Raw genomic sequence first — 17,839 nt, forward strand, 5'->3', positions numbered from 1 at the left:
ATCGCCTTGGCAGGGGTGTTTTCCTCCGCGTCTTCGGTGAGTACGGCCGACTCCGCGCGGCTCTCTCCCTGCCGGCTCTTCCCAGGAGGCCGGGCGGTTCCGTGACCGGCTGCTCTGAGCGGTGCGAGAATGCGGCCCTTGGGTCACGGGCCCATCGGTTCACGATGGGGCACGAGCACCATGGGAACGGGGTTGGGGGAGCCATGAGCTTGGCCATGTGTCCACTGTGCAGCGAGGACGAGGACATCGAGGTGGTCCGCTCTCTCGACGGCGGACGTCGAGTCGTGAAGCACCGGTGCGGTTACCAATGGGAACACGGAGAACCCGCTCCTCCGCAGAAGCAGCCGCCCTACGCCTTCAGTGACCTGAAGGCCCGATTCCCGAAACCCGAGGACGTCGAGCCCGAGCGGCTGGAACGCGTCACCGGGTTCAAGGCGCAGTACCTCGTCACCAAGCCCGACTTCGAGCCCGAGGTCGCGGCATACTGGGCGAAGTACCAGAAGATCTTCTCTTCGGACGGGCTGCGGACATGTGACCCCAGGGTCCTCAAGGACTTCGCCAACTCCGATGTCGGAGCCCACCCCGGCAACCAGGCCACCTTCAACTCCGCCTGGAACGCCATGGGTGACGCTGCGGCCGGCGAGTCGACCCGCCAGACCATCGAGTACCTCCTGTACGGACCCGACGACATACCGCTCGCGGACCGCCTCCAGCAGCTGCTGACGGGTACGAAGTCGTTCGCCATGACCGGATTCAAGGAGGCCCTCCTGACGAGGGCCCTCTGTGTGACGCAGCCGGATCGCTTCCTGTCGATCCTCAAGTACACGACGCAGGCAGGCGGCAAGCGCGAGATCGCACGGTTGGTCTATGGACTGGAGCTGCCGGCGCCCGAGTCGGTGAACTGGACCCTCGGGCGGCTCATCCTGTGGAGCAATGACCTCCTGCACCACCTGGTCGGTGACGGCTTCGCCAACCAACAGCACGCCGCCGCGTTCCTGTGGTGGGCCAAGGACCAGCCCGAGGGGCCTCGGTAAGCAACGCGCAAGGCGATTCCGGGCAGACCCGCCTCTGTAACCCTGGTGGCGAACCGTGGATGCCCAACAGCCCGTTCAGCAAGCACTTGAGGCCCTGACTGCCCGCGGTCTCGACCTGCCGGATCCCGCCGTACAAAGCCTTTGTACGCGCAACGGGCTCCTTGGATCGGTCCTCCGCCGGGCAAAACTCCACCAGAGATCGGCGGCACTTGGAACCGACAGCCTCGCAGGGCCGGACAGGGCGTTTCTGATCATCCCGACCGACATGAAAACAGGTCGACAACCAGCGTCCAACAGAGGCTCACGTTCAACGGGTCAACTTGCACACCCTGTCTTCGACCGTCACCTCGTACACATCGATGCGCAGCAACTCCCGGACGTGGGCCGGGACGCGTTCGGTAGCTGCAGTCGATGACGATGGCGCGACGAGTGCGTAGCGTATGTGAGGGTCCTGGCTCGTCATGCGGCGCAGCAGCTGACCGTAGGCAATGTCGGCGTCGATGCCCTTCTCTGGCCGTGACGTTGTTCAGCGGGCTCTGGCACAGTTGAGCCAGAACCCGATCTCGCGAACAAGGCCACCACGCACCGCCCAGGGCTGTCAGTACCTGATTCCGGCCGCCCTTGCGCTCCTTCGATGCCTGATCCATGAGTCCGTCAACCGAATCGCCAGAAGGGGCGCCGACTGAGGAGTCCAGTCAGTCCGCCGCGGCAACGGCACCCTACAGCTTTCGGCCGACTCGCCCTCGCCCGCGCCGATGACCTGGGAGTGATCGAAGGGATGCGTCCTGCCCGGTCATCGCTGAGCGGGGTGGTACGGCCCTCTACCAGCCGGTCAGCAGGAGGTGGTTGAGGAGCAGGCCCAGGGCTGCCTGGGCCGTCAGCCAGACGCGGGGGCGGTCGAGGAAAGCGCCCGCCGCGAGCAGCCACAGCGCGAAGGGCAGCCAGATCCGTTCTGTCTCCGCCTTGCTCATCCCGGACAGGTCGGCAACGAGCAGCATGAGCAGGGCCGCACACAGCAGCAGCCCCATGCGGCGCTCGGCGTCGGGCGACGCGCGCCACCGGATGAGGAGGGCGCCGGTGCGGCGTAGGCCTGCCACTGTCGCCGGACCCACCACGAGGACTGTGCAGGCGAGGTTGGCCCACACCCAGTAGCCATATGGACGGAAGCCGCCGGCGCCCTGGTAGTAGCGCTCGACCAGCAGGTGGTAGGCCTCCCACCAGTTGAAGCCGACCACCGTGAACGCCACTGGGACGACGGCGAGTCCGGCGATCACGTACGGGAGGATCCGGAGCCGTCGGGAGCCGAGCAGCAGGACGGCGCCCGCGATCACGGCGAGGAGCGTGAGCCCGTACGACAGATATGCGGTGAGCCCGAAGAGGAGTCCGGAGGCCAGGGCGGTCGCTCGGGGCCGGTGACCCGTCACCGCCAGGGCGAGGAAGGCGACGGCCCAGGCGGCGAGCGCCGCGAAGTATCCGTCCGCCGACGTGCCCGCCCAGACCGCGGCCGGGGCCAGGACGAGGAAGGGCGCGGCCCGCCGGGCGAGGGCCTCGCTCGCGAGTGCCCGGAGGGTGACGAGGACCGCGGCTGCGGCGGTCGCTCCGGCCGTGATGACGAAGACGCCCGCCCACGCTCCGCCACCCAGGCCGATCCGGTCGAGCAGGACGAACGTGAGGGTGGCCCCCGGGGGATGGCCGGCGACATGCGCGGGCCAGTTGTCGGGGGAGCCGATCAGGATGTGCTGGGTGAAGTCCCGCAGGGTGTCGGGGATGTCCTGGAAACGGTCGATGACCTGGAGGTACTCGTACCCGGTCGTCAGCCGCCGGGCGATCCCGCGGTGCCAGCCGTCGATGAGGGCGAGGGAGAAGGTCCAGGCCATGGCGGTGGCCCAGGACGTCCACAACAGTGGCCGCCAGGGCAGACGCGCGGCCAGGGACGGGCCGTACGCCACGACGGCGATGGCGACGGTGACCGCGGCGGGGGTGCCGGGGCCAACGTGGGGGCCCCAGTTGGCGTACAGGGGAGGCCATCCGACGTGCAGGACGTCCTTGGCACGCTTGATGGCGATGCCGGTCAGCGCGGCCGTCACCACGAGCAGGGCGGCGGCTGCGACGGCGTAGAGGTCGCGGCGAAGATCGCGGTTCACGCTGGGAGACGTTAGGCCGGACGGCGGCCGCCGGAGCCTCGACAGGCGCGGACGTCAGCCGTTCGTCATGAGTTGCACGCACTCTCACCGGGTGTCGCGGACCTACGGTCGGGGTATGGCACGGTCTCCTTCCTCACCCTCCTTCTGGCGCAGCCCGGTGCGCGGCCCCTGGTTCACCTCCGTCCTCGGCGTGGTGCTGCTCGCCGGGATCACGGTGCTGTTCGTGACCGGGCTGCTGTCCTACGCCGCCTACAACCCCGGCCTGTCGCCGGTGAACGACAAGACCCCTGACAAGGGACTGCTCGGCTTCTACCTGTTTGCCTGGCCGACCGACCCGCACTGGCTGTACCGCCTCAACCAGGGCGTTCACGTCACACTCGGGATCACCCTGGTCCCGGTCCTGCTGGCGAAACTGTGGTCGGTCGTGCCCCGGCTGTTCCAACTGCCGCCGGCCCGGTCGCTCGCGCACGCTCTGGAGAGGATCTCGCTGCTCCTGCTGGTCGGGGGCGTGCTGTTCGAGTTCGTGACGGGCGTGCTCAATGTCCAGCTGGACTACCTCTTCCCGGGCTCCTTCTATCCGCTGCACTTCTACGGCGCCTGGGTGTTCTTCGCCGCGTTCGTCGTGCATGCCGTCCTGAAGACGCCGGCCGCGGTACGCAATCTGCGGCGGCTGCGGGAGGAAAGAGCGGGGGAGGCCGGTTCGGGGGAGGAACCGGCGGAGGCGGTGCCCTCGCTGGTCTCCCCGAACCCGGCCGCGCCCACCACCTCGCGGCGCGGGGCGCTGGGGCTGGTCGGCGGCGGTTCGCTGCTGTTGTTCGGCACGACGGTCGGGCAGAACTTCGACGGTCCGCTGCGGCGCACCGCCCTCCTGGCGCCGCACGGTGGCGCCGATCCGGGCAGCGGTCCCGGCGGCTTCCAGATCAACAAGACGGCCACGTACCGGGGGATCAGCGCTGCCGAGACGCGCGAGGAGGCGTGGCGGCTGGTCCTCACCGGCCCTTCCGGGACCGTCCGGTTGAGTCGTGCCGAACTGCTCGAACTGCCGCTGCGCAGTTCGGCGTTGCCCATCGCTTGTGTGGAGGGCTGGTCGACCGGCGACCAGTGGTGGCGGGGTGTACGGCTGCGGGAACTCGCCGCCCTCGTCGGGTACGACGCGGAAGCGGCCCCCGACGTCATGGTGGAGTCCCTCCAGCGGCATGGTGCCTTCCGCAAGGCCGCCCTGCGGTCCAACCAGGTGCGTGACCCGCGTTCCCTGCTCGCCCTGGACGTCAACGGCGAGCCGCTGACCCCCGACCACGGCTACCCGGCCCGGATCATCGTGCCCGCGGCGCCCGGTGTGCTCAACACCAAGTGGGTGGCCCGGATGACGTTCGGAGACCTGTGATGAGGAAGCTGCGCCTGAGCGTGGGCAGTCCGTTCCAACTGCTGCTTCTCGCCTGCTCGTTCGCCCTCGCCGGATACGCGGGAGTGCGGCTGCTCGCGGACGACTGGTTCCAGGTCGCGCTGTGGTTCGTGGGCGCGGCAGTGGTGCACGATCTCGTCCTGCTGCCGCTGTACGCGACGCTGGACCGTGCGGTCGTACGGGCATCCGGCGCGGCCGGTTACCGGGAGTGGGCTGTGTACGTACGCGTGCCCGCCGCCTTGTCCGGGCTTCTGCTGCTGGTGTGGTTCCCGCTGATCAGCGGCCGGGTCGCGGACGGCTACGAGTTCGCCACCGGCCTGTCGGCGAGCGGCTTCCTCCTCCGGTGGCTGCTGATCACGGCCCTGCTGTTCGGCGCTTCGGCGCTGCTGCTGGTGCTGCGGCTGCGCAGGGCGACGAAGGACCGGCCGCCTGCCGTCCACTGATCGGCGGTGCGCCAGCCGAGCGGGTGGGCGTGCCGCAGCAACGCCGGGGTGCCGAGCCGGGCCCAGGGGAACGTGGCGTCGGCCGAGTCCCCGGTTGCGGAGGCACCCACGATTCGGACGTCGACGTGCTCGTCCACGTCCGCCGGGACTGTTTCGGCGATCAACAGGCCGCCTGGGCGCAGCAGTTCACCCAGTCGCCGGAGCAGAGCATGCGGGTCGCCGCCGATGCCGAGGTTGCCGTCGAGGAGCAGGGCGGTGTCCCAGCGGCCCTCGCCGGGCAGTGGTTCAAACACCGAACGCCTCAGGGCCCGGCCTCCGAGCCGTGCGGTGTGGACGACGGCGGCTTGACTGACGTCGATGCCAAGGACGGGCCGCCCCAGAGAGGCGAGTTCGACGACCAGCCTTCCTGGCCCGCACCCGACGTCGAGGACGGCGCCCTCGCACCGGTCCAGGACCTGACGGTCCACGGCGTCGGCCCGCGCACACCAGCGCTCGACGTCCAGCGGCAGCAGCCAGCCGTCGCCACGGCGCAGGAAGAGCGGTCCCCGGCCGGCCCGGAGGGCGTCGGCGTAGGGGTCGGCCGACCAGCTGTGCCCGGAGGTGTCCCGCGCCATCACCTCATGCGCAGTGCTCATCGGCGGCCGGCCGTCTGCAGCCGGGCCAGTTCCGCGGCGAAGCAGCCGTGCGGCGCCAGGGCGGCGACCGCTTCGGTGTCGGCGGACGTGTCCACGTCCCGCAGGCGCGGCAGGTCCCGCACCCGCAGGCCGGCGGTGACGAGCCGGGCGCGCTGTGCGGCGCCGGTGACGGGCGTCGACATCGGGACCCCGCGCAGCAGTTGCGGGTCCGGTTCCGCCAGCCCGAGCGCCCAGAAGCCGCCGTCCTCGGCCGGGCCGAAGCAGGAGTCGTACCCGTCGAAGTCCACAGTGAGCAGGTCAGGGGTGACCTGCGGTGTGTCCATCCCGATCAGCACGGTCGGTCCGTCGCAGTCGGCGAAGGCCGCGGCCAGTCGCTCGTCGAGGCCGCCCGCACACTGCGGTACGACGTCGAAGCCGGGCGGCAGCCAGGGCCCGGGCCTTCCGTCGAGGACCAGGATCCGGCGTCGGGCGGGTGCCGCGGCAACCGCCCTCAGGGTGTCGGTGAGGGCCACCTCGGCGAGCGCCGCCGCCTCCTCGGGTGAGAACTGCGGCGTGAGCCGGGTCTTCACCCGTCCCGGCCGCGGTTCCTTGGCGATGACGAGCAGGGTGGTCACCGGCGGGATCCTCCTTGTGCCTGTGCTGTGGCCGCCGTGGTTACGGCGGGCCGCTCGGCCAGGACGCGGCTCATGTCCCGTACCGCCTGCCAGGTGCCACGCCAGGTCCCGGTCACCTTCGAGGTACCGGACCGTGGCAGGTACGGGACGTCGTGCTCGGTGACGTGCCAGCCCGCGTCGGAGGCCCGCACGACCATCTCCAGCGGGTAGCCGCTGCGCCGGTCGGCCAGGTCCAGGGCGAGGAGCGCCTCGCGGCGGGCGGCGCGCAGCGGACCGAGGTCGTGCAGGCGCAGACCGGTGCGGCGGCGCAGCATCAGCGCGAGCGCGAGATTGCCCGCCCGGGCGTGCACGGGCCAGGCGCCCCGGCCCTGCGGACGGCGCCGCCCGAGCACCAGGTCGGCCTCGCCGCTTCGGACTTCGGCCACGAACGGCAAGAGCAGGGCAGGGTCCAGCGAGGCGTCGCAGTCGCAGAAACACACGATGCCGGCCGTGGCCGCGGTGAGCCCCGCATGGCAGGCGGCGCCGAAGCCGCGGCGCGGTTCGTGGACGACGGTGGCGCCCAGTTCGCGGGCGATGCCCGCCGAGCCGTCGGTGGAGCCGTTGTCCACGACAAGGGCACGCCAGCCGGACGGAATGCGGGCGAGAACCCAGGGCAGTGCCTCGGCTTCGTTCAGGCAGGGGAGGACGACATCAACGTCCTCGGGTGTGGAAGAGGTCATCACGGCTCTCACCCTACGAACGCGAACCGGGCAAATCGGACTTCGGCTCCTTACGAAACACGGACGTCAGGGACTGTTCGTGCCGGGTGGGCGCCGCCGAAGCAGGGCGTGGTGCGAGGCTGGCCGCATGGAACAGCAACCGAGTGGGCCGGCACCGACTCGCATCCTGGTGGTCGACGACGACCCCACGGTCGCCGAGGTCGTCGCCGGATACCTCGACCGGGCCGGGTACGCCGTGGACCGCGCCGGAGACGGACCGGCCGCGCTGGCCAGTGCCGCCGCGCACTGGCCCGAGCTGGTGGTGCTCGATCTGATGCTGCCCGGCATGGACGGCTTGGAGGTGTGCCGCCGGTTGCGGGCACGCGGCCCCGTGCCGGTCGTCATGCTTAGCGCCCGCGGCGACGAGGACGACCGCATCCTCGGTCTTGAGGTGGGGGCGGACGACTACGTGACCAAGCCGTTCAGCCCCCGGGAGCTGGTGCTTCGAGTGGAGTCGGTCCTGCGCCGCACGCGGCCCCGCACGGGCACGCGTTCCCACAGCGCGGCCGGACTCACCGTCGACCCGGCCGCGCGCCGCGCCACCAAGCACGGCGGCGAACTCGCCCTCACCCTGCGCGAGTTCGACCTGCTCGCGTTCTTCCTCCGGCATCCGGGCCGGGCGTACAGCCGCGAGGACCTGATGCGGGAAGTGTGGGGCTGGGATTTCGGCGACCTCTCGACGGTCACGGTCCACGTCCGACGCCTGCGCAACAAGGTCGAGGACGATCCGGCCAGGCCCCACCTGATCCAGACGGTGTGGGGCGTCGGCTACCGATTCGACCCGGCCCGGACCGATCCCGACTGCAAGGGGGTCTGACCATGCGCGACACTCTGCTCATAGCTCTGTTCGCCTTCTGTGGCGCCGGCGCGGCCGGGCTGCTCGGCGCGGGTGCGCTGTGGATGCTGCGCCGCCGTTCGCTCACCGCATCGCTTACCGTGGTGGCCGCCGTCGCCGTGACCGCGATGCTCGCGGGCACCCTGGCGGTGGCGCAGGCGATGTTCCTGTCCCCGCATGACCTGACCGTCGTGACCATGGTCGTCGCGATGGCCGCCGTCGTCTCCCTGGCCACGGCGCTGCTGCTCGGCCGCTGGGTCGTCGCCCGCAGCCGCGCCCTCCAGCTCGCCGCCCGCGACTTCGGCGACGGCGGCGACTTTGCGGCACCCCACGGTGCGGCCACCGCCGAACTCGCCGCGCTCAGCGGCGAGTTGGCCGCCACGAGCGCGAAGCTCGCCGCATCCCGGGAGCGGGAGCGTGCATTGGAGGCCTCCCGGCGTGAACTCGTGGCCTGGATCTCGCACGATCTGCGCACCCCGCTCGCGGGCCTGCGTGCGATGGCCGAGGCGCTGGAGGACGGGGTGGCCGCCGATCCCGACCGCTATCTGCGCCAGATCCGCACCGAGGTGGAACGCCTCAACGGTATGGTGGGCGATCTCTTCGAGCTCTCTCGCATCCACGCGGGCGCCCTCGCTCTCACGCTCTCCCGCATGTCCCTGTACGACCTGGTCGGCGACGCCCTGGCAGGTGCCGACCCGCTCGCCCGCGAACACGGGGTACGGCTGGTGGGCGGCCGTGTCGAACCCGTGCCGGTGGAGGTGGACGGCAAGGAGATGAGCCGGGTCCTCGGCAACCTGCTGGTCAACGCGATCCGCCGGACACCGGCCGACGGCACGGTCGCCGTGGCGGCTGAGTGGTCTCCGGACGGCGTGGTCCTGTCCGTGACGGACGGCTGCGGCGGCATCCCGGAGGAAGACCTGTCGCGCGTCTTCGACACCGGCTGGCGCGGCACCCACGCCCGCACGCCCCCGGCGGGCGCCGGGCTGGGCCTGGCCATCGTCCGCGGCATCGTGGAGGCCCACCAGGGCCGGGCCACCGTACGCAACATTCCCGGTGGCTGCCGTTTCGAGGTGGTGCTGCCCGCGGCCGCTTCCTGAAGCGGGCAGCACCACCGGTCCAAGGGAGGCTACGCGCCACGCATCCCGGCCCGCGCGAACTTCCGCATGCCGTCCGCGAAGCCGACCTCCGGCTTCCATCCCATCTCCGCCCGCAGCCGGGACGAGTCCGCCGTGATGTGCCGCACGTCGCCCAGCCGGTACTCGCCGGTCACGACCGGCTCGGGCCCGCCGTACGCCGCGGCCAGCGCCCTCGCCATCTCTCCGACGGTGTGCGGCTCACCGCTGCCGGTGTTGTACGCGGTGAGCGCTCCTACGGCCGAATCCGCCTCCAGCGCCGTCGCGTTGGCCGTCGCCACGTCCCGTACGTGCACGAAGTCCCGCCGTTGTCGACCGTCCTCGTACACCCGCGGGGCCTCACCGCGGGCGAGCGCCGAACGGAAGAAGGAGGCGACTCCGGCGTACGGCGTGTCCTGGGGCATCCGGGGCCCGTACACGTTGTGGTAGCGCAACGACACCGCCGAGCCGTCCGTCGAGCGCGCCCATGCGGCGGCCAGATGTTCCTGGGCGAGCTTGGTGGTGGCGTACACGTTGCGGGGGTCCATCGGCGCGTCCTCGCCGACCAGTCCCGGTGACAACTCCTTCCCGCACACCGGGCACCGCGGCTCGAAACGCCCGGCCGCCAGGTCGGTGACGGCCCGGGGCCCGGGCCGTACCACCGCGTGCCGCGGGCAGGTGTACCTGCCCTCGCCGTAGACGACCATCGAGCCGGCCAGCACCAGGCGCCGGACGCCCTGTCCGGCCATGGCCGTGAGCAGTACGGCGGTGCCGAGGTCGTTGCGGGAGACGTACTCCGCCGCGTCGGCGAATCCGGTACCCAGGCCGACCATCGCCGCCTGATGGCACACGGCGTCCACACCGGCCAGGGCACGGGCAACCGCCTTCGGGTCCCGGACGTCCGCGTCAGGATCATCACGCACGTCAAACACGACTGGCTCGTGCCCGCGCGCCTCAAGCGCCTCGACGACATGGGACCCGATGAACCCGGCACCGCCGGTGACCAGTACTCGCATGCGCCCACGTTAGGGCGGCACAACCGTCGCACCCCCGGGCCGCGCGCACCACGTCACGAGTCCGTAAGGGAAACAAGACAACAGACGCGACCTGCCGAGCCGTCCCCATGCCCGCACGCGTACCCCCGTGCCGTGGCGTAAGGATTTCGTCACCGGCCACCCCAGCCCGGACGGCCCTCTTTTCCGTTGAATAGGAAGTGACGAGGTAACTCCCGGAACGGAAAGGGGAACGGCATGGGGCGCGTGCGGGTGGGGCCGTTGGCCATCGGGGTGCTGGTGGCGGTGGTTGTAGGGGTAGGTGCCGGGCTGTACTGGTTCCAGCCGTGGAAGCTCTGGCAGGACGAGACGGTGACGGAGGCCCTGCCCGGCGTCGAAGAGCCCTCCCGGGCCCCGGAAGCGAAGCCCGGGACATCTTCCTCCCCTTCGGCGCCGCCCGGGCCCGTGACGCTGGCGAGTGGTGAGCTGATCAGCCACGAGCACACGACATCGGGCACGGTGAAGCTCGTACGTCTGGCCGATGGCTCCCACGTCGTGCGACTGGAGAGCCTTGACACCAGCAACGGGCCGGACTTGCGTGTATGGCTGACCGACGCGCCGGTCAAGCAGGGGCGGGCCGGCTGGCACCTCTTCGACGACGGCAAGTACGCCAGCCTCGGCAAGCTCAAAGGCAACAAAGGCAGTCAGAACTACGCCCTGCCGGAAGACGTCGATCCGTCCCGCTACAGCAGCGTCAGCATCTGGTGCGACCGCTTCGACGTCTCCTTCGGCGCCGCCGAACTCATCCGCGGCTGAAGGAAGTCCACGATGATGCCGCGAGCCGGCACCAATCCGGTGCCGGAACCGCTCTGCTGAGGCGGGGTGGGCCTGCCGCCCCAAAGGGAAGAAAGGGGTGCTCCCTCATCCGTTCCCGGGGCGGCGAAGGCTGGCCTGTGGTGCGATAGTGACGAGAGGTTTGCCGAGTACCTGTGTTGTGGACCAGGTCGGCATAGGCCTGGAGTGTCTGCGGTTAGGGCCCCGGCCTCGGACCGTGGAAGGCGCTGGTCTGATGACACGCCGCCTCACCCGCCAGAAGAAGAGTCCGGCCCCTGCCCATCACCCCACCAGCACGGACTCAAGCGGCCTGACCAGCCCGGTCACATCAGATGGCCCGCCGGACCCCCGCCGGGGTCGTCGGCCAGCACAATCGCGGCCTTCACGCGCTTGCCCACCGGCTCGCGCCGCACCTCGAAACTGCGGCACACCGCCATCGCGATCTCCAGGCCATGCTGCCCGACCCGGCCCGGAGCAGCAGGACAGGCCGCCGGCAGTGTCGGATCGGTGTCCCACACGCTGATCTCCACGGCACCGTCGCTGAGCTCCAGGTCCAGCAGGCACGGTCCGGGCGCGTACTTATAGGCGTTGGTCACCAACTCGCTGACCACCAGTTCCACCATGCCCATCGCACGCTCCGACACTGGGAGCCCGTGAACGGCCTGCACCTCGGCCATGAAACGGCGGGCCGAATGCCGGGCCTCCGCGATCGGCTCGCTGCCGTCCAAGGCCATGACGGACAGGATCGGGTAGCTGGCTAGCGCCTCATATTCGTCCTCATGCACCACTGAGCCACACCGCCACCCTCGTCCTGAGCAACACGGGTACCGGCGCCCGCATACCCCTGAAACGGCGCCGCACACCAGACCTGAAATCGGAAGATCCGACCCTGACATGCACGGTCGCCTCGCCGACCGGCTGACCGGCAGCCACTGACCGGGTCGGCCGTCCTCGCCGACCACGGACGCCGTGGGGAGGGCGGTCTCTCTTTCCCGCAACCCCGGCCCGGAACCGTGCTCTGACGGCCCAGGCCTGGCCCGCGCTGATCACTGGCACCGCCCTGGCGCGGCGCTCGGGTCTGGAAGCAGTCGCCGGGGTGACGGGCACGGCACGGCCCTACTCCCTCAGATGTTCTCGTGTTCAGAGCGCGGACCGACGCTGCCACCGTGATGAACAGCGACCTCACCATCTCGGCGAGGGCACGGACTCCAGCCCGCCGGCCCGTTACCCGGCCCTGCGGACTGCCCATCGTCAGGACGTACCGGGGCCGTTGTGGTGCCGTCCTCCGAGCGGGGTGCCTCAGCCGGCAATGGCCGCCTACGAAGATGGCCTCGCGGAGGCGGATTCGCGCGGGAAATGAGATGCGGTGGACAGCTCACGGGGCGCTTCCTCCAGCCGCTGCACGGTGGTGTCGTCCGAGGTGTCACGCGGGAGGTCCCCGCCGGTGGACAGCAGTGACCAGGCCCCGAGAGCCAGAGCGATCGCGGCCGCTGTGGAAGCCACGCGGCCGACGCGCCGGAGCCTGGCTCGGCCGTCCAGGTCCCGCCAGGCCGGTTCGGGCCACGGGCCCTCCGGCTGCCACAGGTCGCCAACCGCGTGAGTACCGCATTCCGCCGGCTCGATGTGCGGACGACACGCCCGCCGATCAGTTCTTCCGACGTCAAAAGGCCGGAGGCGCAGTCCTTGGGCCCGTTCCAGCGCGGAGGGCTCCCTGAGAGCCGACTGGCGGATGGCATGCTCACTGTCGGTGAGGAACTTCAGCCAGACCTCCTCGGGCCGGGACGGCACGCCGTCCGGCTCTTCGGGCGGCCCATCGCCGCCCCGCCCTTGGATGTTCACGGTCCCCTCTCCCCCTGCGTTCACGCTTTACAGGCGGCACAGGCTTCGCCCCGTGAAGTGCCGCGCGGCTCCGTGACCTGTGGAGCGTCATCGATCCTGATGTCGCGGAACCGTGGGAGGCGAGCCCGCCGACGGCCGGAATGCCGGCTCGTGCCGCATAATTCTGCCGCTGTACCTCCTGGGCGCCGAACAGCAATCGGCCGTCGGCTCGCCCCCGACTCAATAATTGCACAGTGCAAAATGAGATAGCTAGCCATTCCGGTCCGCTTCTCGTGACGTGCGCCCGACTGCTTCCGGCGACGGAGCGCGTTCCCGGGTGGTGGCCGGTGGATGTCGCGGCCCCGGGGGCGCGGACCTTGCGAGAGCTGACGCGGCCGTGAAATCCGCCCTGCCTCGCTCGCCCCAGAGGTGACTCTGATTCCGCCTGCTCACCCCGAGGGGCTGAAGCTATTGCAGGGTTCGCGCCTCTCCCCGGACCGGGGCAATGGCCGGTATCACTGATCAACAGTTGGTGCGGCCGGTGTAGCGCAACAGGAGCAGCGGTCTCCCGAAGGGTGGGCCGGCCCTGTGTGAAAGAACAGGATCGGCGGCCGCGCGGTCAGGTGCCGTCATCCGTGGGGGAGTTGGGGAGGGCTGCAGGGTGCGGTTTCTCTGGGTGTCATCGCTGCCTGCCGCAGGCCGGGAATGTCGGCTACCGATCTCGATTAGTCAAAGGTCCAGGGTTGAAAGCCGTCGCAGGCGAGCAACCTTTGCATAGCCTAAAGGTGGGAGAGGGTCGCCTGCGGAGGTGAGGGGGCGGCTCTCGAAGCGCTGCGACCCGCTGGAGTACGTCATGACCGACCGGAAGCCGTCATCGAACTGGACGGTGCTGTCCTGGACGCCGACCGTGGTGATGGCGGTGGTGGCGAGCGTGGACGTGGTCGCCGGACCCGGAGTGGGTCTGTTGCCGCTGGTGTCGCTCGGACCGGCCTTCTCGGGGCTGATCGGAGGATGGCGCCGCACGGCCGGGACCGGTGTGGCAGCGCTGCTGCTGTGTGTGGGGCTCGGCTTCTACAACGGGCAGTTCGACGAGAGCCGGGGCTTCGCGGCCCTCGGGTCGGTGGCGGGCGTGACTGGTGTGGGGATCGCGGCGGCTGTGATGCGTTCGCGCCGGGAGGCGGAGCTGGCCAGCGTCCGGTCGATCGCTGAGGTGGCCCAGCGGGTGCTGTTGCGGCCGGTGCCGTTGACCGCGGGTCCGCTGCAGGCGGCTGTGTCGTACACCTCGGCGGTCGCGGAGGCGCGTATCGGCGGGGATCTGTACGAGGTGGTGGCCTCGCCGCACGGTATCCGGGTGATCGTGGGTGATGTGCAGGGCAAAGGCCTGGCCGCGGTGGAGACGGCTGCCGTGGTGCTCGGCGCCTTCCGGGAGGCGGCGCACGACGAGCCGGACCTGGTCGGGCTCGGCGAGCGCCTGGAGCGGAGCGTGGCCCGGGAGCTGGAGGGTGAGAAGTTCGTCACCGCGATCCTTGCTGAGATCGGCGCACGCCATGAGGTCGTCTTCCTCAATTACGGTCATCCGGCGCCGATGGTGGTACGTCGGGACGGCGCCGTCGACTTCCCGCAGCCGCCCGCCCATGCCCTTCCGCTGGGGCTGGGCGCACACGGCGGCGAGGACCCGAAGTCCTATCGGGTGGACTTCGCGCCGGGTGAGCAGCTCCTGCTGTACACCGACGGCGTCACCGAGGCCCGGAACGAGGACGGCCACTTCTATCCCGTCGGGGAACGCGCGCACCTGCTGAAGGACCCTGACGCACACCGCGCCCTGGAGGCTCTGCGCGCGGACCTGGCCCAGCATGCCGGCGGCCCGCCACACGACGACGCCGCGATGCTCCTGCTCCGGTACCACGGTCATGAGGAAGGAAAATCTGCCCCCATCACGTGAGCGAGCAGCGACTTCGGCACGGTAGAAAGGACACATGTCAGAGCGCGAGACCCCCGCGGGGGCGATGGACGATGTTCACACGGTGAGCCGTGCGGTGCTGACCGCAACCCGGCTGTTGGTGGCGGTCTCCGCGCGCTCTCTCGCCGCCGTTGAGGAGGGGGTGACGCTGCCGCAGTTCCGGATGCTGGTAGTGCTGGCCACACGTGGGGCCACCAAGCTGGTCACGCTGGCCGAACTGCTCCAGGTGGCGCCGTCCACCGCGATGCGGATGGTGGACCGGCTGATCGCGGCCGGGCTCGCCGACCGGCAGACCAACCCCGCCAACCGTCGTGAGACCCTGCTGCAGCTGACGGACGAGGGGCGACGCACGGTCGAGGACGTCACCGCCCGGCGCCACGCCGAGATCGCCGCGATCGTCGAACGGCTGACCCCGACACAGCGACTGGCACTCATCGAGGCCCTTGCCGCCTTCAACGAGGCCGGGGGAGAGCCACCAGCGATGACGCTGGAAGACGTGGAGCCGTATCCGCTGGGCTGGGCGGTGCATCTCCCAGTGGCCCGCGACGCCTGACCTGCCCGCCACGCCCTCAAAATTCTGGCCGGTCTTCTCCGTCTCTGGCGCATTTTGCATAATGCAAGGCAGTGATGCGCGGCCGACCTGGCCGCCGTCTTCCGGCGATGCGGGCCGCCCGCGCATGCCCGGCCGGGGCCGGTGCGGATCGTCTGCCTGCCACGCCAGGACGGCGGGATGCGGAGAGGGGAGAGGCGCATGCGCCGACGACGTCGCCCCCTGCCCGTACCGGAGCCGCACTTGATGACGCACTTGCGGACCACGGTGTGGGGGCCGGCCGAGTTCGTCGGTCTGCCGCCGAGGCGGCTGGCCGTGGAAGGGCTCCTGGCCGGGTGCGCGGGAGCGGGGGCGATCGTCGGCACTTCGGTCGCCGGTGCCTGGTACGGGGTGCCTGGGTTGGTGGACGGTGAGGGCGGACTGGTGTGTGCCGCCGCGCTCGCCGTCGTGTACGACTCGAAGGGGCGGGTGCCTCCACGTGGCGTGGAGCCCGGAGGATCCGACCCGGGCCCTCTTCACGGTCTGGGCGGCTGGACCGCCGCGCTCGTCGCCGGTTGCGCGGTCGCCGTCGTACGCTCCTACCGGCTCGGGGCGTCCGGCCAGGACGGAGTCGGCGGCCCGTGATCATCAGGCCGTCGGGGTGGGCGCTGGGGAGGTCACGCCGCCGTGGAAGTTCGGCAGGTCCAGGCCCCGGCTTGAGGGCGAAGAACGGGCCGAACTGCCGTGCCACTGTCACCCGGGCTACCGCTACGGCTCCGAGACCCAGCAGACGATTCTCCTGCCTGAGGCGGTCCGTCTGGGCGGCCCTACTCCGCCAGGTCTGTCCAGCCTTTGGTGTCGCCGAGAGCGGTGAGATGCCGCAGACTCCCATATAGGGCCCATATCGACGTGGTGGTCTGCGGAGAAGGTGACCAGTGTGCTTGAGGTCCCGCTCTGGTTGTGGGGAGCGTTCGCCGCGACGGTGGTGGTGTCGTTGACGGTGGACCTGCTGGCCCACCGCACCGCGCACGTCATCGGTTTCAAGGAGGCCGCCGCCTGGAGCGCCCTGTGGGTGAGCCTCGCCCTGATCTTCGCCGGCGTCGTCTTCCTCGTCCTCGGCACGACGGCCGGTACCGAGTACACCACCGCGTGGCTGCTGGAGAAGAGCCTGTCGGTGGACAACCTCTTCGTCTTCGCGGTGATCTTCGCCTACTTCAAGGTGCCCCGCGCCTATCAGCACCGGGTCCTGTTCTTCGGCGTGATGGGCGCCCTGGTCTTCCGCGGGATCTTCCTCTCCCTAGGCGTCGCCGTCGTCAGCCGCTTCACCGCCGTGCTGTTCGCCTTCGCCGCCATCCTCTTCTACAGCACCTACAAGCTCCTCAAAGACGAGGAGGACAGCTTCGACCCCGGCAAGAGCTTCGCCCTGCGGCTCCTCCGCAAGATCATCCCGGTCCGGGACGAATACGCGGGCATGAAGTTCTTCGTCAAGGAGGCCGGAAAGCGCGTGGCCACCCCGCTCCTCGCGGTGGTCGCCGCGATCGAGGCGGCCGACCTGGTCTTCGCCGTCGACAGCGTCCCGGCCGTCCTCGCCGTCAGCGACGACGCCTTCATCGTCTACACCAGCAACGCGTTCGCCATCCTGGGCCTGCGCGCCCTGTACTTCCTGCTCGCCGGCCTGCTTGACCGCTTCCACTACCTGAACAAGGGCCTCGCGATCATTCTCGCCTTCATCGGCGTCAAGCTCATTCTTCAGGCATCCCACAAGACGATCAGTACCGGCATCCCGGAAATCCCCTCGCCGATCAGCCTGGCTGTCATCGTCGTCGTTCTGGCCGCATCAGTCGCTCTCAGCCTGCGCCGACCCGCGCTGTCCCACCCGGTCCCCGCCGTTCAGGAGGAGCGGACATCCTCCTCGGCGGATGCCGCGACCAAGGACCCAGGACTCGGTGGCGCGCACGCCGAGAAGGACCAGCCGCCGGATGATCCACCCTGACCCGCGCATTGATCGACGCCGTACGGCGAGGGGCACGCGGCCTGCCCATTTTCGGCCATACGGCCTATTGTTAAAGAATGAGCAAAGCCGCGCATGAGGCCGATCCTCGAGGGACGCATGTGTGCCCGGTCTGCAAGCGTCCACTGGAGGCAACGATCAAGAGACGCCACAAGACTCTCGGAGTCTTCGTGCCCGTGTGGGGCCCAGGCCCCTGCCACAACCCGGACTGTCCCGAATACCTGGAGACGCCAGAGCACAGCAGCCCTCAGAACCACTGACATCACGACGGGACACCAGCCGGCGGAGTCCGCTCGCGGCCGGGACATGACTCGCCGTGGGCTTCCAACTGTCTGACGCGTACTGCTGGACGATCGACCGGGCAGCCTCGGCAGCGCACGAGGCCGTGGGAGACGCAGTGGTAGCCCATCCGGTGATCGGCGCTGAGTTCACGGCGGGCAAGAAGGTGCGGAGGCGTTCTCCGGTACCGACGATGCCGAGGCTTGATGCGGCGCCAGCGCGGTGGTCGTCGGCCGCCTAGCCGCGGCGACAATGCCGCCACCGCGACCACGTCCGGTGCGGCACGTCCAGCAGCTCCTGCAGGCCGCCTCCGTGGCCCGCGGCCAGGAACCGCTCCACGACGGACTCCTGTTCGGCCGGGCTCACCTGCATGCGCGCCCGCCGCGTGGCTATGTGTTCCCGGGCTCGGCGGGCGATCTGCCGCCGGTGTCTTACCGAC

16 protein-coding genes and 1 pseudogene are annotated in these 17,839 nt (G+C 70.1%); 9 read left to right on the top strand and 8 right to left on the bottom strand.

The genetic code is table 11. The features are described from left to right. Nucleotides 1-203: 203 nt before the first annotated feature. Nucleotides 204-1,034, top strand: a complete 831-nt coding sequence (locus OHA11_RS40780) for a hypothetical protein (protein WP_266505301.1) — start codon at nt 204-206, stop codon at nt 1,032-1,034. Nucleotides 1,035-1,855: 821 nt separating this feature from the next. Here OHA11_RS40780 and OHA11_RS40785 read toward each other — a convergent pair. Beyond that, nucleotides 1,856-3,178 carry a hypothetical protein gene (locus OHA11_RS40785; protein WP_266505304.1) on the bottom strand — a complete coding sequence of 441 codons (1,323 nt, stop codon included), beginning with the start codon at nt 3,176-3,178 and terminating at the stop codon, nt 1,856-1,858. A 115-nt stretch (nt 3,179-3,293) separates the two neighbouring features. Between OHA11_RS40785 and OHA11_RS40790 the strand changes: the two genes are divergently transcribed. Further along, the gene (locus OHA11_RS40790) at nt 3,294-4,562 is read left to right on the top strand and encodes a molybdopterin-dependent oxidoreductase (RefSeq protein WP_266505306.1); all 1,269 of its coding nucleotides are present in this window, start codon (nt 3,294-3,296) and stop codon (nt 4,560-4,562) included. Between the two features lie 316 nt (nt 4,563-4,878). Here OHA11_RS40790 and OHA11_RS40795 read toward each other — a convergent pair whose 3' ends face one another. From OHA11_RS40795 to OHA11_RS40805, 3 genes are read right to left on the bottom strand one after another with little or no spacing between them, the layout of a single operon-like run. Further along, the gene (locus OHA11_RS40795; protein WP_266505309.1) at nt 4,879-5,658 is read right to left on the bottom strand and encodes a bifunctional 2-polyprenyl-6-hydroxyphenol methylase/3-demethylubiquinol 3-O-methyltransferase UbiG; all 780 of its coding nucleotides are present in this window, start codon (nt 5,656-5,658) and stop codon (nt 4,879-4,881) included. Next, nucleotides 5,655-6,272: a DUF2064 domain-containing protein gene (locus tag OHA11_RS40800; RefSeq protein WP_266505312.1), complete on the bottom strand. Its 618-nt coding sequence runs from the start codon at nt 6,270-6,272 to the stop codon at nt 5,655-5,657. The genes OHA11_RS40795 and OHA11_RS40800 overlap by 4 nt, the downstream gene beginning before the upstream one ends. Further along, a complete protein-coding gene (locus OHA11_RS40805; protein ID WP_266505315.1) occupies nt 6,269-6,991 on the bottom strand; it encodes a glycosyltransferase family 2 protein in 723 nt (240 codons plus the stop codon). The genes OHA11_RS40800 and OHA11_RS40805 overlap by 4 nt, the downstream gene beginning before the upstream one ends. Before the next feature lie 127 nt (nt 6,992-7,118). Here OHA11_RS40805 and OHA11_RS40810 point away from each other — a divergent pair, with 127 nt between their 5' ends. Both OHA11_RS40810 and OHA11_RS40815 read left to right on the top strand, forming a co-directional pair. After that, nucleotides 7,119-7,847, top strand: coding sequence for a response regulator transcription factor (locus OHA11_RS40810; RefSeq protein ID WP_266505318.1), 729 nt, complete (start codon nt 7,119-7,121; stop codon nt 7,845-7,847). A gap of 2 nt (nt 7,848-7,849) precedes the next feature. Continuing rightward, nucleotides 7,850-8,962 (top strand): sensor histidine kinase KdpD, encoded by a 1,113-nt coding sequence (locus OHA11_RS40815; protein WP_266505321.1) that lies wholly within the window; start codon nt 7,850-7,852, stop codon nt 8,960-8,962. Between the two features lie 29 nt (nt 8,963-8,991). Here OHA11_RS40815 and OHA11_RS40820 read toward each other — a convergent pair whose 3' ends face one another. Continuing rightward, nucleotides 8,992-9,993 carry an NAD(P)-dependent oxidoreductase gene (locus tag OHA11_RS40820; protein ID WP_266505323.1) on the bottom strand — a complete coding sequence of 334 codons (1,002 nt, stop codon included), beginning with the start codon at nt 9,991-9,993 and terminating at the stop codon, nt 8,992-8,994. Nucleotides 9,994-10,227: 234 nt separating this feature from the next. On the opposite strand from OHA11_RS40820, the gene OHA11_RS40825 reads away from it, so the two are divergent. Then, on the top strand, nt 10,228-10,785 hold the full coding sequence (locus OHA11_RS40825) for a DM13 domain-containing protein (RefSeq protein WP_266505326.1): 558 nt from the start codon (nt 10,228-10,230) through the stop codon (nt 10,783-10,785). Between the two features lie 341 nt (nt 10,786-11,126). Here OHA11_RS40825 and OHA11_RS40830 read toward each other — a convergent pair whose 3' ends face one another. After that, entirely contained in the window at nt 11,127-11,537 is a 411-nt protein-coding gene (locus OHA11_RS40830) for an ATP-binding protein (protein ID WP_266507794.1), read from the bottom strand. Nucleotides 11,538-12,120: 583 nt separating this feature from the next. After that, nucleotides 12,121-12,642, bottom strand: coding sequence for a hypothetical protein (locus tag OHA11_RS40835; protein WP_266505329.1), 522 nt, complete (start codon nt 12,640-12,642; stop codon nt 12,121-12,123). Nucleotides 12,643-13,474: 832 nt separating this feature from the next. Between OHA11_RS40835 and OHA11_RS40840 the strand changes: the two genes are divergently transcribed. The 4 genes from OHA11_RS40840 to OHA11_RS40855 all read left to right on the top strand — a co-directional run bounded on the left by OHA11_RS40840 (nt 13,475) and on the right by OHA11_RS40855 (nt 17,103). Continuing rightward, entirely contained in the window at nt 13,475-14,563 is a 1,089-nt protein-coding gene (locus tag OHA11_RS40840) for a PP2C family protein-serine/threonine phosphatase (protein ID WP_266505331.1), read from the top strand. A gap of 34 nt (nt 14,564-14,597) precedes the next feature. After that, nucleotides 14,598-15,134 carry a MarR family winged helix-turn-helix transcriptional regulator gene (locus OHA11_RS40845; RefSeq protein ID WP_266505333.1) on the top strand — a complete coding sequence of 179 codons (537 nt, stop codon included), beginning with the start codon at nt 14,598-14,600 and terminating at the stop codon, nt 15,132-15,134. A gap of 198 nt (nt 15,135-15,332) precedes the next feature. After that, a complete protein-coding gene (locus OHA11_RS40850; RefSeq protein ID WP_266505335.1) occupies nt 15,333-15,755 on the top strand; it encodes a hypothetical protein in 423 nt (140 codons plus the stop codon). 292 nt (nt 15,756-16,047) lie between these two features. Further along, a complete protein-coding gene (locus OHA11_RS40855) occupies nt 16,048-17,103 on the top strand; it encodes a TerC family protein (RefSeq protein ID WP_266505337.1) in 1,056 nt (351 codons plus the stop codon). Nucleotides 17,104-17,639: 536 nt separating this feature from the next. Here the strand turns inward: OHA11_RS40855 and OHA11_RS40865 are convergent. Next, nucleotides 17,640-17,823 (bottom strand): annotated as a pseudogene (locus tag OHA11_RS40865) (RNA polymerase subunit sigma-24); the annotation flags it as partial. Nucleotides 17,824-17,839: the final 16 nt, after the last annotated feature.

It is taken from the genome of Streptomyces sp. NBC_00878 (assembly GCF_026341515.1).
Taxonomy (GTDB): Bacteria; Actinomycetota; Actinomycetes; order Streptomycetales; family Streptomycetaceae; genus Streptomyces.